The sequence below is a fragment of the Soehngenia saccharolytica DSM 12858 genome, assembly GCF_059568515.1.
In genome coordinates this window covers 1-16,199 of sequence record NZ_JCANTN010000035.1, presented here as the reverse complement: position 1 = coordinate 16,199, position 16,199 = coordinate 1, and the positions used below count along the sequence as shown (strand labels likewise).

At 33.8% G+C, this 16,199-nt stretch carries 18 protein-coding genes; 1 reads left to right on the top strand and 17 read right to left on the bottom strand.

Going from position 1 to position 16,199, the window contains the following annotated elements:
- The first annotated feature begins 162 nt into the window (after positions 1-162).
- Complete coding sequence (locus BO51_RS08770; RefSeq protein ID WP_463262002.1) at positions 163-354, top strand: transposase; 192 nt, start codon at positions 163-165, stop codon at positions 352-354.
- A gap of 176 nt (positions 355-530) precedes the next feature.
- Here BO51_RS08770 and BO51_RS08765 read toward each other — a convergent pair whose 3' ends face one another.
- The 17 genes from BO51_RS08765 to BO51_RS08685 all read right to left on the bottom strand — a co-directional run bounded on the left by BO51_RS08765 (position 531) and on the right by BO51_RS08685 (position 15,713).
- A complete protein-coding gene (locus BO51_RS08765; protein ID WP_496485896.1) occupies positions 531-1,160 on the bottom strand; it encodes a V-type ATP synthase subunit D in 630 nt (209 codons plus the stop codon).
- Positions 1,161-1,169: 9 nt separating this feature from the next.
- Positions 1,170-2,543 carry a V-type ATP synthase subunit B gene (locus tag BO51_RS08760; protein WP_496485895.1) on the bottom strand — a complete coding sequence of 458 codons (1,374 nt, stop codon included), beginning with the start codon at positions 2,541-2,543 and terminating at the stop codon, positions 1,170-1,172.
- Between the two features lie 13 nt (positions 2,544-2,556).
- Positions 2,557-4,329: a V-type ATP synthase subunit A gene (locus tag BO51_RS08755; protein ID WP_496485893.1), complete on the bottom strand. Its 1,773-nt coding sequence runs from the start codon at positions 4,327-4,329 to the stop codon at positions 2,557-2,559.
- The gene (locus tag BO51_RS08750) at positions 4,322-4,951 is read right to left on the bottom strand and encodes a V-type ATP synthase subunit E (protein WP_496485891.1); all 630 of its coding nucleotides are present in this window, start codon (positions 4,949-4,951) and stop codon (positions 4,322-4,324) included. The genes BO51_RS08755 and BO51_RS08750 overlap by 8 nt, the downstream gene beginning before the upstream one ends.
- Positions 4,952-4,962: 11 nt before the next feature.
- Entirely contained in the window at positions 4,963-5,268 is a 306-nt protein-coding gene (locus BO51_RS08745) for a V-type ATP synthase subunit F (protein ID WP_496485889.1), read from the bottom strand.
- Between the two features lie 2 nt (positions 5,269-5,270).
- A complete protein-coding gene (locus BO51_RS08740; protein WP_463261991.1) occupies positions 5,271-5,705 on the bottom strand; it encodes an ATP synthase subunit C in 435 nt (144 codons plus the stop codon).
- A gap of 25 nt (positions 5,706-5,730) precedes the next feature.
- Positions 5,731-7,674 (bottom strand): V-type ATP synthase subunit I, encoded by a 1,944-nt coding sequence (locus tag BO51_RS08735; protein ID WP_496485887.1) that lies wholly within the window; start codon positions 7,672-7,674, stop codon positions 5,731-5,733.
- A gap of 44 nt (positions 7,675-7,718) precedes the next feature.
- Positions 7,719-8,738, bottom strand: coding sequence for a V-type ATP synthase subunit I domain-containing protein (locus tag BO51_RS08730; protein WP_496485885.1), 1,020 nt, complete (start codon positions 8,736-8,738; stop codon positions 7,719-7,721).
- A 17-nt stretch (positions 8,739-8,755) separates the two neighbouring features.
- Positions 8,756-9,808, bottom strand: a complete 1,053-nt coding sequence (locus BO51_RS08725; protein WP_496485883.1) for a V-type ATPase subunit — start codon at positions 9,806-9,808, stop codon at positions 8,756-8,758.
- Positions 9,809-9,818: 10 nt separating this feature from the next.
- Positions 9,819-10,145, bottom strand: coding sequence for a hypothetical protein (locus BO51_RS08720; protein ID WP_496485881.1), 327 nt, complete (start codon positions 10,143-10,145; stop codon positions 9,819-9,821).
- Between the two features lie 212 nt (positions 10,146-10,357).
- Positions 10,358-10,930 carry an indolepyruvate oxidoreductase subunit beta gene (locus BO51_RS08715; protein WP_496485879.1) on the bottom strand — a complete coding sequence of 191 codons (573 nt, stop codon included), beginning with the start codon at positions 10,928-10,930 and terminating at the stop codon, positions 10,358-10,360.
- Positions 10,923-12,707 carry an indolepyruvate ferredoxin oxidoreductase subunit alpha gene (gene iorA, locus BO51_RS08710; RefSeq protein WP_496485877.1) on the bottom strand — a complete coding sequence of 595 codons (1,785 nt, stop codon included), beginning with the start codon at positions 12,705-12,707 and terminating at the stop codon, positions 10,923-10,925. Before iorA ends, BO51_RS08715 begins: the two co-directional genes overlap by 8 nt.
- A 57-nt stretch (positions 12,708-12,764) precedes the next feature.
- Complete coding sequence (locus BO51_RS08705; protein WP_135271685.1) at positions 12,765-13,139, bottom strand: DUF1622 domain-containing protein; 375 nt, start codon at positions 13,137-13,139, stop codon at positions 12,765-12,767.
- Between the two features lie 114 nt (positions 13,140-13,253).
- Positions 13,254-13,475: a hypothetical protein gene (locus BO51_RS08700; protein WP_135271684.1), complete on the bottom strand. Its 222-nt coding sequence runs from the start codon at positions 13,473-13,475 to the stop codon at positions 13,254-13,256.
- A gap of 28 nt (positions 13,476-13,503) precedes the next feature.
- A complete protein-coding gene (locus tag BO51_RS08695; RefSeq protein ID WP_496485875.1) occupies positions 13,504-13,971 on the bottom strand; it encodes a YtxH domain-containing protein in 468 nt (155 codons plus the stop codon).
- Positions 13,972-14,052: 81 nt separating this feature from the next.
- Entirely contained in the window at positions 14,053-15,363 is a 1,311-nt protein-coding gene (locus BO51_RS08690) for a 6-phospho-beta-glucosidase (RefSeq protein ID WP_282097119.1), read from the bottom strand.
- 107 nt (positions 15,364-15,470) lie between these two features.
- Positions 15,471-15,713 (bottom strand): SemiSWEET transporter, encoded by a 243-nt coding sequence (locus tag BO51_RS08685; protein WP_135271681.1) that lies wholly within the window; start codon positions 15,711-15,713, stop codon positions 15,471-15,473.
- Positions 15,714-16,199 lie beyond the last annotated feature (486 nt).

Here is a 16,199-nt window from a genome sequence, read left to right as displayed (position 1 = left end):
GAAGAGGATAAAAAAGCTGTTGATTTAATGCTATTATACAATGATGATTTGCGTACAGCTCATATATTAAAAGAATGGTTTTATGAAATATGTCAAAGTGATGATTATTCTTATCAATGTAGTGAACTAATAAAATGGATTGAGAGTGCAGAATGCTCTTGAATAGCAGAATTTAAGAAGTGTGCCAATACCTATAAAAACTGGATAAATGAGATAAAGAATGCTTTTAGATATGGTTATACTAATGGACCAACTGAAGGATTTAACAATAAAATTAAGGTATTAAAGAGAATATCTTTTGGGATAAGGAATTTTAAGAGATTCCGAAATAGAATTATTCATTGTACAAATTAGAGGGGTCAAATTTACAAGTAAATAATATATGTGGAAAACCTATATTTTAGCTAGGTTTATTTAAGTGTGCTTAAAAACCAATATAATAGTACCTATATGTAAAAATGCTCTTAAATATAGAATTGGAGCAAGATCAAAATTGATCCTACCCCAACAATTGACAAAGAGCCGTTATTTTATTGTTTATGTTTTTTACTTTTTCCCTTAACTCTTTTTAGCCTAAAGAAGTCTTCTCTTTCCTTTTCTTGAAGTACACTGTCGATATATTTGATAGTAGATTCATATCTAGGTATTTGGATCTTCTCAAGAGCATTTGCTCTTTTTTGGGTCTTTTTAATTTCCATCGCTAATTTATATACAGAATTCTCAATCTCTGCTAGTTCATATATCAAATCTCTTACTTTCATAAAGCTTAGAACTGTCTTGTCAAAAGCAGGAGATGTCCTATAAAAATCATATTCTGTCTTTAACGGACTCTCTTCTCTCTTGATTATTGGAACTTCTACTCCCATGACCGATTTATATATAATGTCAAAGTCTTTTTCTTTTTCAATTGATTCTGCGATTTCAATGACAGTCTCTGGCCCCATTAGTATATTTGCAATCTTTAAATTCTCGTACGCTTCTTGAAATGCTTCATCTACTTTAGCTTGAAGGTCTGTTGCAGAATCTATTAAGTTCATCATTTCACGTATCAGAACAGTTCTTTTTTTATCCAGAAGTTCGTAGCCTTTTTTAGCAAAAGAAAGAGAGTTCTTAGCTTTTATTAAATTCGCTTTTGTAGGTGTTATCTTATAAACAGCCATTGCCTCACCTTATTTCATATACTTTTCAATTAGTTTTTGATCCAACCTATCTAGTTCTTCTTTTGGCAACAGTTTTAATAAATCCCATGCTATGTCTAGCGTTTCCATCATATCTCTATTTTCAGTAAAGCTTTGAGATACAAATCTCTTCTCAAATTCTTCTCCGAATTTTAGATATTTCTGGTCTCTTTCTGATAAATCGTCCTCGCCAATGATTTGTGCTAGTGCTCTTACATCTTGAACTTTTGAATATGCTGAGAACAATTGGTTTGCGACTTCTGGATGATCTTCCCTAGTAAAACCTTCACCAATGCCGTCTTTCATCAGACGAGAAAGTGATGGCAATACATTTATTGGTGGATATATGCCTTTTAAATATAAATCTCTTGATAATACAAGTTGCCCTTCAGTAATATAGCCTGTAAGGTCAGGTATTGGATGCGTTATGTCATCATTTGGCATCGTGAGTATTGGTATAAGTGTTACTGAACCGTTTTTGCCTTTTATCATTCCAGCTCTTTCATAAAGTTCAGCAAGATCTGAATAAAGATACCCAGGATAACCCCTTCTGCTTGGTACTTCTTCTCTTAATGATGAAACTTCACGAAGAGCTTCGCCATAGCTTGTTATATCTGTCATTATTACCAGTACATGTTGATTTTCTTCATATGCAAGATACTCTGCAGCAGTAAGAGCGCACCTTGGAGTTATGATTCTCTCCATTATAGGGTCATCAGCATAGTTTATATACATTACTACCCTATCCAGTACTCCTGCTTTTCTAAATGTTTCTTGGAAATAAAAAGCTTCATCGTGTTTTACACCTATTGCGGCAAATATAATAGAGAAATTATCTTCTCCTGATTCGCTTTTTATCTTGGCTTGTCTAACTATTTGTGCTGCCAACTGATTGTGTGGCAAGCCTGCCCCTGAAAATATAGGCAACTTTTGACCCCTTATCAATGTTGCAAGACCATCAATAGACGAAATACCTGTTTGAATATAGTTTCTTGGGTACTCTCTTGACACTGGATTAATTGGCCTGCCATTAACATTGTAAGTTTTTTCAGAGTAGATTTCTCCTCCACCATCAATAGGTCTTCCTATTCCATCAAAAGTTCTTCCTAAAATTTCCTTTGATAGTGGTATTTCAAATGGTTTCCCTTTAAATGTAACTTTAGTATTATCTACAGCAATGCCCATAGTACTTCCGAAAACTTGAACTACAACACTATCGCCATCTATTTTAATTACTCTTCCAACCATCTTGTTGCCAAATTGGTCTTCGATTTCTGCTATTTCACTATACCCTATAGAATGAGTGTTAGAAAGTTCAACTATACTACCTTCAACTTTATCTAATTTTAAATATTTTCTCTTCATTCGTCTTCACCCACTATTTGCTATACTCTGACTCTAATTTATCATAGAAATCATTGATCATCTTATTGACTTCTTTGATCTTTGAAATATCATCATTAGGTATAGTATATTTTAATTTTATTACTTCTTCGTATATCTGTCCATTTCTTACCCTAGAGATTGGTATTCCTTTCTTTACTGCAGAAAGTCCTCTATCGTATAATAATTCCATGGTTTTTAGCATCTCATATTGTTTCTTTAGTGGCACAAAAGCATCGTCTTTATGAAATGCATTTTGTTGTAAAAATCCGATTTTTAACACTCTAGCTATCTCTAATATCAATCTCTGGTCATCTGGCAAAACATCTTCGCCAACTAAGAGCACTATTTCTTGGAGTTTGTTTTCTTCAAACAGTATTCCGAGCATTTTTTCTCTTAAATTTTCAATATCCACATTTAACTCTTTCTCATAGAAATCTTTGATCATATGAGTATATCCGCTATAACTATCCATCCAGTTGATTGCAGGATAGTGTCTTGAATATGCTAGTTCTCTATCAAGTCCTAAAAATACATTTACGAATCTCTTTGTGTTTTCAGTTACTGGCTCAGAGAAATCTCCACCAGCTGGTGATACCGCGCCAATCAATGTTACCGAGGCTTCTTTGCCTGAGAGTGTCTTGACATATCCAGCTCTTTCATAGAATTGAGCTAATCTAGTAGGTAAATATGCAGGGTATCCTTCTTCTGCAGGCATTTCTTCAAGTCTACCAGATATTTCTCTCAATGCTTCTGCCCATCTTGATGTTGAATCCGCCATGACAGCTACATCATAACCCATATCTCTGAAGTACTCAGCCATTGTAATGCCTGTGTAAATTGAGGCTTCCCTTGCGGCAACTGGCATATTTGATGTGTTGGCTATTAAAACAGTTCTTTCCATGATAGGCCTATTGGTCTTAGGGTCGACTAATTTAGGGAAATCCTCGAGAACTTCAGTCATTTCGTTTCCTCTTTCTCCACAGCCAACATATATGATGATGTCTGCATCAGACCATTTTGCAAGTTGATGTTGGAGCATTGTCTTGCCAGTTCCAAAACCGCCAGGAATAGCTGTAGTTCCTCCTTTTGCTATTGGGAAAAATACATCTAGGATTCTTTGGCCTGTTACAAGAAGTTTGCTTATTTCAAGTCTTTCTTCTACAGGTCGAGGATTTCTTACTGGCCATTCTTGATACATCTTGATCTCGTGAATGTCTCCATTTTTATCTTCTATTTTAATAATTGTGTCATTTATAGTCCCCTTGTTTGTTTCATTAACCCATATTACTTTGCCTGAGATCTCGATAGGAACCATCAGCTTGTGAACAATAAGCTGAGTTTCTTGCACTTCTGCAAATATCTGTCCACCTGTTAGATTATCGCCTACGCTTACTAGCAGTTTAAACTCCCACTCTGTTTCTTCATCTATCGAAATAAGGCCAATTCCTTCAGGGATAAAATCACCATGGTCATCTCTAATCTTCTTTAATGGCCTTTGTATACCATCAAACATATTTCCAAGCATGCCAGGTCCTAGTTTTAGAGAAAGTGGTTTTCCAGTTGAAACTACTTCATCACCTTTTTTTAAGCCTTCTGTTTCTTCATAGACCTGAACAATACCAGTATCTCCATCAATGGAAATAACTTCACCTATCAATTTTTTTGGCCCTACTACAACCATCTCTCTCATTTTAAATCCAGTCATGTTTTCTCCGATAATTACAGGACCGTTGATGGATTTAATCTTACCAGTTAAATCACTCATTTATGTCACCTGCTTTCTCTAAAAGCGCAAATAACTTGTTTCCTATCTCATACTCATTGTCATCAATCAAGGTCTTTAATGAATAATCAATTAAAAATGTCTTCTCTTGATCTTCGATTAAAAATCCGCCTAATAGATTTGATGGCAATGTTTCAATGTTAAATTTATGAATTCGTTCTGCGTAATTCTTTTCTAAGTGCTCTTTTACCATATCTTTGTCGCTTTCTTTAACATAAATATTGAAATTCAAATCTCCAAGCTCTAAAATAGCTTTGTCCAGTTTGCCAAAGAGATATTGTTTGTATTCACTAGTCTTAGTGAATTCTGAAGCTTTTTCATATAGGCTTTGTATAAAGTCTTGTAGGATTTCTGCCCTCATTTTTAAAACTTTTTCTTTGACTTTTGTCTTTTCTTCAGAAATCTTTTCGTTGATCTCTCTTTCTGCTATTGCCAATTTTCTTTTGATGATCTCATCTCTTTGAGCTTCTAGCTCTTTCTTCTTCTGTTCTAGGAGATTTTCATTCTCTTTTTTTAATTCTTCCAATGCTTTTTGGAATTTCTTTTCTTCTTCTTTGTAGACAACTTTGCGAAATATATCCAATTTATCTTCTACAGTTATCATGACTTCACCACCTATATTTTGATGCCGACGGACTCTTTGATGTATCTCATAATAAAGTCTTTGTCCTTTAGGCCTGTCCTATCTGGTACAGTTACAATTAGCTTCTTGCTATTGCTCTTTTTTACTTGAAGCACTCTATCTTTCATTTTTTCCAGGATAGATTCTGTGATTATGATTATTCCAATCTCATCATTTTCAACAGCTTCATCAAACGCTTTTCTTATATCATCTAAATCTTTTGCATACATTCCTTCTATACTTGCTAATCTCATTCCCACTAAAGTGTCCTTGTGGTCGCTGATTAGAATAGATTTCATTTTTATAACCTTCCCAAAATAAGAATTGAAACTATAAGACCATAAATAGCAATACCTTCTGCCAAACCTACAAATATAAGTGTTTGTCCTAATAATGATTTATCTTCTGATACTGCGCCTAAAGCTGCTGAACCAACTACTGCTACTGCATAACCTGCACCAAGTGTTGCTAGTCCTGTTGCTAAAGCTGCTGAAATAAACCCTAAACCTTGAGATGATGTAACACCAGCTGCTGTGGCTTCTTCTGCTGCGTTTATTGCTCCTGGTACCATGATGATAACTGCTGCCATCAAAAGTGGAACAAACACAAACAAGTTAGCTCTCAAAATCTTTTTCAATTTCTTTCTGTCACCTTCCATATCGCTGTAAATAAAATATACTCCTGTAGCAATTGTCAATAATACCATAATGGTAGTTGTTGTTAATATAAATGACATAATATCTCCTCCTAAATTCTAAATTCTAATATTCTAATTTTACAGGCTCAAAAGCCTTTCCATCGCCTTTATAATATCTACTGAATAGTTCATAGTATTGAAGTCTTAGGCCTTGAATAAATACTATAAGCCCTTCAAGCCCTAATATCAGTAGGTTGCCTATGATTAACACCACTGCATTTCCTGCAGCAGAGCCTATCATTTCGCCTATGGTTTCAAACGCAATAAATAATCCCACGTGAGTCAGTGCAAACGCTCCAACTCTTATAAATGATACTGTTCCACTCAACATGCTCAAAAAAGTCTCAAGCAATGAGAATACACCTTCGATGTAATATCCTGTGATATCTTCGTGATGTAGTGGTCTCTTCTTTTCAACTAAATTGGCAAGTGGCATCTTAAATATGATGGACAATAAACATAGTACTGCTATTGCTACACCTACTGGCACTGGCATTATGTTTAACCCCAGCATCATTCCACCTACCAAAAGAAGTAAGTCTATAAAAAGCACAAATCCTGCAATTCCTTTGTTTCCAAAGACAGCTTCTTCGATGTCTTTTCTCTTGAAAGCATTTATAATGCCGTGAATATATGCAATTATAAGTAGTGTGACACCTACGCCAATTGCTATCATAAGCATAGTATTGATGTTTTCAAAAGGTCTGATCAATAGTGCTGGTATGATCGTTTCAAATCCAAACACAGCGCCGTAAAGAGTGCCAAAGACCATTGAACTTGCTCCTAGTCTAGTCAATAACCCTCCAAAAGTCTTGCTCTTCTTGCCTACTAATAATCCTGCAAGCAAGATGACAAATCCTTGACCCAAATCTCCGAACATCATTCCAAATAAAAACATGTATGACAAACTTAAAAAAGGAGTAGGGTCTAATTCGTTGTATGATGGAGTTCCATACATCTTCACGAGCATCTCAAATGGTTTAAACAGCCAATTGTTCTTCAATTTTGTAGGTGCATTTGAAATCTCGTCTTTCTTGAACACAGCTACAACTCCATCGTATTTCTTCAATAAATTAGTCACTTTATCCTTGTCTGACTCGGCAATCCAGGCTGAAAAATAGAAATACTTCTTTGAGAAAGCAAGGTTTTCTTTAATATCTTCCATCTTCAAGATCAACTTAGCGTGTGCTAACAGCTCCTTGACCCTTTCGCCATATTTTGATTTTATTTTTTCTTCAATTTTCTCATTCTCAGCAATCTCCGCAAAAATTGTATTTCTCTTAATGTCTATCTGTTCGCTGATTTCTTTAGGAGTGCCAGTGTACTCCTCAGGAATTGGAATTTCTTTAAATCCTAAAGACCTGAGTATTCTAGTCATTTCAATAATCATTTCTTTTGGGTACATGACTATATATACTTCTCCTTCTTGGCTTGAACCAGTGTGCAAGAAAATACCCAAAATATTTTCATAGTTTTTCTTAACCTTTTGTCTGCCTTCTTTAGAAAGTATCCCAACTTTAAAATCAAAATACTCCATGCTCCTCAAGTCAGACAATGGTATTGAAAAATTCTTTAACTCTCTAAATATATTAGAATAATACCCCTCTAAGTGTTCAATTTCTTTTTTTAGAACATTTATTCTCTCATTTGTGTCATGGATTTCATCAATTATAGTATCGAATTCCTCGAGAATATTCTCTTTTGGCAGCAAAGTATCAATTCTCATATTTAATTCATTGTCTTTTACATCAAATATTTCTTTGATTGTATCTGATTTTTTACTCAATTCGTCGACAAGAGAGTCTTTCTTATGGCTCCTTGCATAGTTCATATCGATTATCTTATCTATATTCTCGTTTGTGACATCAAATGTGAAATTATTAGACTCAATTTGATGAATTGCAGGAATTAAATCCACTTCAACGTTTGTGACTACATCCTTTAGGACATTTTCTGCATCTTGCGCCTTCCCAACGATATTTAACAAAGTCATTTTTTCAACCGACACTTATTATCACTTCCTTCTTCTCATCGTGATGCTAGGCTTTATCATTATGCTAACACCCTTAGTAATAAACTGTTTTTTAGTTTTGTAGAATGGACAACTTCTTCATCAAATGCTACATAAATATCCTCATATTTGCTTAAAGTATTTTGTATGTTTTCTTTATCGGAACACAATACCCAAGCGGATAGATAGAAATACTTTCTTGAAAAAGCTAGTTTTTCTTTTACTTTTTCAATTTCAATCATGATTTTCAACTGGTTGAGTAGATTAGTTGCTTTATCCAAGTTTTTTGACTTTAACTCATCCAATTCCTTCTCTTTCAATGCAATTTTTGCTAAAATTTCATTTCTTTTTAGTGTAAGCATTGCACTTATTTCCTTTGGAGTAGAATTATACTCTTCTGGCAACACTAGCTCGCGAAATTCCAAAGTCTTTAATGCTCTCTCTATATCAACAGCCACTTTTTTGGGGTAAATTATAAAATATACTTCTCCTTGTTCTATCTTGCCAGTATGAACGATTATAGCCGGTATATTTTCATAGCTTGATTTTAACTTCAACCTTCCAGAATTGCTCAATACTCCTAGTTTAAAGTCAAAATACTCCATATTTCTCAAATCTCCAATACTTATTGGAAAGTCGTCCAGTTCTCTAAAAATATTGTTATAATAGCTTTCTAATTTGCTCAACTCATTTTTTAAATTCATTAAATCTCCATTTAATGAATTTATGTTTTCTAACACGTTAAAAAAATCATTGATTTCATCGTCATTTATAGAAGGTTTTTCTTTCGAAATTTTTATACTGTCATTGCTTAAATCAAATGCCGACATTATCTGCTTTTTCTTAGTTTCTAAATCAGTAACTTTATTGTCGCTTATATAAGGTATTACATAATTCATATCAACTATTTTATCTAGGTTCTCATCTCTTACATTTATTTTAAAATGACCTGTTTCGATTCTATTCAAAGCATCTAATAGTTCAATGTCATAGTTTAAAACTAAATCTCTTAATACTGCATCAGCATGTTCTATTTTGCCAACCACATTAAGCAGCTCCATTTTGTTAGCTCCCATGATTACTCACTTCCTTTTAAGTCTCGAATGAGGTATTCTTTTATGTCTATGCTTGAAATTTGATACCTCTTTGATTCCAATATAGTCATGATATCTCTTATCTCAAATTCTAATAAATGCAAAAATCCTATCGACACTGAAATATCCATTTTAGCTTTTTTGAAAACATCTTTAAACATATTATATAGATACCTTTGAATTCTTAATTTCAAGAAAGTATCTATATCTTTATCTGGGTTAAATAGATCTTTGTAGGGAGTATTTCTAACAGTTTTAATTAAATTGTCGACATCTGAATAACATAATTTCTTTAAATCTTCGTATTTAAACTCAAGCCCTCCGCTTAATGCATAGTTTATAAGCTCTTCAGGTATTGTATTGTAAAACTTAAGACCTCTATAAATCCATTCAATATTTAATAAATCCACATTTGTACCGACTAGTTTTTCTGCGAATTTTCTGTCTTCCCTTGAAAGTTCTTTTGATTTCTCGCTTACTGTTTGAAAATAAAATTTATCAAGACTCATTTCGATGTAAAAAATCAATCTCTCTGGATCTTCATCTTTATATCTTTTAATTATGTCATAAAAAGGTGTGTCATTTAACATTTCAATCAATTCATTGATGTTCTTTGCGTTCTTTATCTTATCATAAGAAAAGCTGTAGTATTTTTCTCTGATTAAGCTTAAATTCTTGGTTTCTTCCAAGCTCTCCCCTCTAGCAACTGCTCTAATAAAAAGTTTCAAGTCTTCCACTTCATATCTAAGCATAAGAGATCTGTAAAACTCTTTGTACTTATCGGAGAAATAATTTAATATTTTACCAAATTGATGCACCAAGTATCTATCCATTGCAATGTCTACTTCTTCAATTCTTGTAAGATGTGGATCGTTTGTGATGAATTTTCCATATATAGTGTTATTTTCCAAATATGCGATTGTATCATCTACAGTCTTTGATTCCATCAAATTAAGATAATCGTCATCTGTCAAAAAATAAGAGTGCATGACTCTTAACTTTGTGTTAATTGCTGAAAATCTTCTTGCATTACTCATTTATATCCCTCTATTCCTCGATAGTCAGGATACTTTCCCAAATATCATCTAATAATTTAGTCTTTAATTTAAGGTATTTTTCATTCAAATTTGTAGAACTTCCGTATTTTAAATATTCCTGCTGAGCAATTTGTGGAATTAGCTTTGACTTTTCTTCAATATAATTCTCGTAAGCTTTTTGTGCCTCTTTCTCATAAGCAGCCATTAGCTCTTCTTCAAGTTTTTGTACTTTCGCAAGACCTTCAAATTTTTCTTTTTTTAGTATTTCCTCATATCTATCCTTAAGCTTTTTCGTTTCATTGTCTAGATTAAGGATGTCTTGAATTATTTGATCCATTTTATCACCCCTTGACTAATCTATTATACTCTTTCAATTTACTTATACAATACCCAATTATACTATAAAAACATAAAAAATAAGGAAAATGGAGAAATTTAAGCATAGACCTTTATCTATATCTTATTATATCTCAATATCTCCTATTATCTCAAATTTATAAAATTGTTACAAAAATTTAATAAATAAAGCCACCTCGATGGGTGGCTATTTTATAATGTTTCTAATCCTTTTCTAAAAGCTAGTATATTTTTTTCATGTGTTTTAGCTGGAAGGTATTTTTTAATCTTTCCTTCCCAATCTATGTCATCTAGACCCAATGCTTTTACTGTCACTCCAAGCATGACAATGTTTGAGCTTTTTGCTTCGCCTAAATCTAGAGCTACTTTTCTAGCATCAATGCTTATGACATGGTCGATTTTGGATTTTAATTCTTCCATTACTCCTTCTGGATATTCTTCAAGTCCTGCAAGCACTGGAAGGGGAAAGATTTCCTCCTCATTTACTATTAGAGTTCCTCCGCTTTTTAAATTTTCGATATATCTCAACGCTTCTATTTTCTCGAAAGCTACTAAAACATCAGCTTCTCCTGCATTTATGATTGGCGAATACACCTTTTCTCCAAACTTAATCTGAGTGGTGACACTTCCTCCTCTTTGACTCATCCCATGAATTTCGCTCATTTTTACATCGTAGCCTTCTTCCATCAAGCCCTCTGATAGAATCTTTGAAACCAAGATTATTCCTTGCCCTCCAACTCCAGCTAAAAGTAAACTCTTATTCATTTTCTCCACCTCTTTCTTGATGAACCTTGATGGCTTTATAAGGACATGTTTGAACACATACAGTGCAACCATTGCACTGAACTTTATCTATTATAACTTTATTGTCTATCATAGATATTGCAGGGCAACCTATTCTAAAGCAGGTTTTGCATTTAGTGCATTTATCGTCATCTACCTCAGAGTAGAGATTGGCTCTTTTCTTTTGGACTTCTTTTATTAAAGCACATGGCTGTTTGGTTATGATTACAAATGGTCCTTCTGCTTCGAGGGCTGCTTTTATTGCTTCTTTATTTTGACTCATAATATATGGATTTATTACTTTTATGTTATCCTCTTTTACCCCGCAGGCTTTCACGATCGAAATAATATCGATCATAGGAGCTTCTTCTCCTTTTATATTTTTGCCTGTTCCAGGATTTTCTTGATGTCCTGTCATTGCAGTTATTCTATTGTCAAGTATGACCATTACTAAATCGGATTTGTTGTATACCGCATCTACTAACCCCGTCATCCCTGAATGAAAGAATGTAGAGTCTCCCAATACGCCAAATACTTTCTTTCCTCTTTCTGCCATTTGATTTACTTTATCAAATCCTATGCCAGCAGAAAAACCTGCTCCCATGCAGATAACTGTATCTCCAACATAAAGTGGTGCTGATGCGCCTAGGCTGTAACATCCTATATCTGAAGTTACATTTATTTTGTTCTTGTATTTACTCATCTCATAAAATATTCCTCTGTGAGGACATCCTGCGCAAAGTGCTGGTGGTCTATTTGGAGGTAGAATGTCTAATTTATATGTAGAGGGTGTGCTTTCTCCTAAAACAATTCTTCTGATTATTTGAGGGGTTATTTCACCGCACAGTGGAAATTCTTCCTTACCTATACAGTCAATCCCCAAAGCTTTTATATAGTTTTCCATGTATGGTTCATTTTCTTCTATAACATAAATTTTTTCTACATGCTTTGCGAACTCTTTAAATTTTTCATCTGTAAGTGGATAACTAAAACCTATCTTTAAATATGATGCTTTATCTCCAAGTGCTTCTTTGGCATTCATGTAGCAAGCACCAGAAGTAACTACTCCTATTTTTGAATCATTTAGTTCAATCCTATTTAAGTCGGTGGTATTTGAAAATTCATGTAGTTTAGGAAGTCTATCCCTTTCCATTTCTATGTGTTTTTCTTTAGCATTTGCAGGAACCATTACATATTTTTTAGGATTTTTTATGTATTCTCTTATACCTACTTCTTCTCTTTCTCCTAGTTCCACTACTCCCTTAGTATGACAGACTCTTGTAGTAACTCTAAACAAAACTGCCGTGTCAAATTGCTCTGATATTTCAAAAGCTCTCTTTAGATAATCTTTGCATTCTTGACTATCAGATGGCTCAATTAAAGCAACTTTAGCATGTGGTGCATAGAGTCTATTGTCTTGTTCATTTTGAGAACTATGCATACCTGGCTCATCTGCTGTAATCACTACCAAGCCCCCGTTTACTCCTTCATATGCTATCGTAAAAAAAGGATCTGCCGCAACGTTTAAGCCGACATGCTTCATACTAGCCATAGCTCTTGCACCGGCTACACTTGCACCGAAAGCAGCCTCCAATGCTACTTTTTCATTAGTCGACCATTCAGAATAAATTTCATCATATGTGGAAACGTTTTCCAAAATTTCAGTACTAGGTGTTCCCGGATAAGCACAAGCAACCAGAACTCCTGCTTCATAAGCTCCTCTTGCTATCGCTTCATTTCCCGTCATTAGCTTTTTCATACCTACCACCCTTTCATGTAATCTAATAACAATATATCATAATTTTTCTAAAAAATCTCAATTTTCCTCCTGCTTATTTAATATTTTATTGATATTTTTGTGTTCGATCTCCTTACTGCTTATAGTCAACTCCCAGTGAAGTACAAATGTAAGAACTACTCTAAGAATTGCTACCGCCGCAAGTATTATAAATTCATCAATATTTCTAATAAGTACAGTTTTAATTATCTCTGCAGCTAATTTGAACTCTAAGCTCAAAGACATGGCTTTCGCAAAAGCAAATCCTACTTCATCATCACCAAAATCAAATCCATTTTTAAAAAAATGAAAAACACTTCTTATCGCTGCTACTACTATTATTGAAACTCCGATAAGTTCAAGAAAAGATGTGATATAGGGTACTGCAACTTCCAATATGTGTTCAAATAGCATAAAATGCCCTCCTAAATATTATTGGGTATACATTTATCATTGTCAATATTATATATTTAATGGAGATCTAAGTCAACGAAAAGCCACACTATCTAAAATAGTGTGGCTTGATCATTAATCTTCTTTATAAATAGGGATGATGTATTTATTTATATAGGCGTTTAATCCATCGCCTTTTTTAGCTAATTCTTTCATCTTTTCCACTCTTTGTTTCCCGGCTTTTTCGTAGTTGTAAGTGAAAATATCTCCAGATTCATATTCTACTCTAATGTAATCATCTCCTATTTCGTATGCAACAATGCCAGAGTCATTGTCCTTATCCTTGTACTTCTGCATAAAATCACTTCCTAAATACGGTGTGCGTTTACTCTTTTACGGTCTTTTTAATATCTTCTTTCGTATCTTTCAATACTTCTTTAATTTCTTCTTTCCCTTCTTCAACCTCTGCTTTGCTCTTCTTTGCTTTTTCTTTCACTTCTTCAGCATCTTCTTTGATGTCTTCTTTCTTATCTTCTAACTCTTCCTTTTTTTCTTCTAGTTCTTCTTTAGTTTCCTCAACTTTGCTTGTAACTTTAGCTTTGATCTTATCGTATCCTTCTTTAGTTTTATCTACTGTTTCATTTACTTTCTCTTTGAGCTCTTCTTTGGTTTCAACTGTTTTGTTCTTTATGTCTTCTCTAGTTTCCTTTCCTGATTTTGGTGCAAATAACAGCCCTGCTCCTGCTCCTAATAAACTGCCCACAGCAGTACCTGCAGCAATATGTTTAACTTTCTTTGCTCTCTCTTTTCTAGCAATTTCTCTTTTCTTATTTTCAAAGTAATTTTTAATCATATTCATCACTCCCTTATATTTTATTGTACCCAAAAATTTTTTTATAACACAATTTTTTGTAGTGATGAGTATTCTCTAAAATCATTTGAAAAATTTAGGCAGATACTTTTTATGAGCTTCGAGCATTTCATCTAATAAAATTTTGGCTTTTTTATCCGATGCAACTAGTGGATTTATGATCAATGCTAATAGAGCTTTCTCATAAGATCCCTCATAAGCTGCTTCTACTGTAACCCTTTCGAAAGATTTAATCTGTTGAACTAATCCATTAACTGCAACTGGGAGTTCTCCCATTGAAAGAGGCTTTGGACCATCTTTGGTGATCACGCTGCTAACTTCAACTGCACAGTCGTGAGGTAAAGATGTGATAGCACCATTATTTCTAGTGTTCACAGGTTGGATGTCTTTCTTGTCATTGTAGATAGAGTTTATGAGTCTACATGCAGCATCAGAGTAATATGCTCCTCCTCTTTGTTCTAGTTGAGGTGGCTTTATGTCTAAATTTTTATCCTTGTAAATTTCAAAGAGTTCCTTTTCTAATCTACTGACTACCTCAGCTCTTACTTCTCCTTTTTTAAACTCTTCAAGCTCAGTTTGCAGCATCTCATCTCTCATAAAATAATACCTGTGATATGGGCATGGTATGACTCCTAATGCTCTAATAAAATCAGGTTCCCAGTTTATATCGTTGATATTTTTTACCTCAGATGCACTTTTCCCACTAGCTAAATCGTCTATTATTCTTTTTGTTATATTTTCACCATCTAAATAGACATTTAATCCAAACACCATATGATTTAATCCTGCAAAATCAACTCTCACTCTATCATGAGCAACTCCTAAAAGTTTAGCTACACCCATCTCAATGCCAATAGGAACATTGCAAAGTCCTATTACTTTATCAGTATAACCATATTTTAAAAGAGCCTCTTCAATCATTCCTGAAGGATTGGTGAAGTTTATCATCCAAGCGTCAGGACAAAGTTCAGAGATGTCTTTATTTATATCTAAGATAACTGGAATAGTCCTTAGAGCTTTGAACATTCCGCCTGCCCCATTTGTTTCTTGGCCTATAAATCCATGCTTTAAGGGGATTCTCTCATCTTTAATTCGTGCATCTAAAAGCCCTACTCTTATTTGAGTTGTCACAAAATCTGCCCCAGGTAGAGCCTCTCTTCTATCTAATGTTGTAAAAATTTGAATTGGGACATCTGCTTTTTTTACCATTCTTCTAGCTAAATCAGCGATAATTTCAAGCTTTTCCTTGCCTTCTTCTATATCCACAAGCCATAATTCACTCACAGGTAGTTCATCATATCTCTTGATAAATCCTTCCACAAGTTCAGGTGTGTAACTTGATCCTCCCCCTATTGTAACGATTTTTAATCCCATATTAATCAGCTCCTTCATTATAAATATTCGCCTTCTAGTTGGTTTGCTGCAAAAACACCTCCTCATAAAAATCCATCAAGAATTTCAAATCTACTTTACACTATCGATTATTTATACTTTATTTTGTAACTTAAAATGATTACTGCAAAACAAAAAGTTACTATATTTGCAAAAATCAGTGGATAATCTTTGATGTTAATTCCATGAATCACCCACAAGAATACTCCTCCTACAAACATCGAATACATTAAAAGCGATATGCCCGATGTGTCTTTCGTCTTTATAACTTTTACCGCCTGAGGTACAAAAGATAATGTAGTTAAAATTGCTGCTATTGCTCCAAAATTCATTACTTTCCTCCTCGTATAATATGTTTAGAATCACTTTTTACTAAGTGTTCTAAGCATATTTTTATATCTAAAATGCAATTTTTAATTGAGATATCCTGATGTTATAATAAAACAAAGAATAGTTAGCGAAGGATAATTCTTGTCCTCCTTGCAAAGCCAAATGGTTATTGCCTCTATAGCATGCTTCCTGACTTAGCTATCATAATCTTCCAACTCAGATGCTGCATCTCCTTGACTAGACCAACAGCAAGGTAATTTTCAAAGATGAATGCTAATAGTGCGAGGTTGAAGTTAGTAGCTAAGATCGGGATATCTCTTTTACTAATTGTTCTCCCTACTACTTATGAAAGGTGGTGATAATATGAAGAACAATATTTTATCAACTTTATTTATTGGTATTGATGTAAGTTCTAAGACTAACGTCTTGTGTGCTCTTGATTTCCAAGGTAATAAACTTCTCAACCTAAAGGCTTCTAATAACAATCC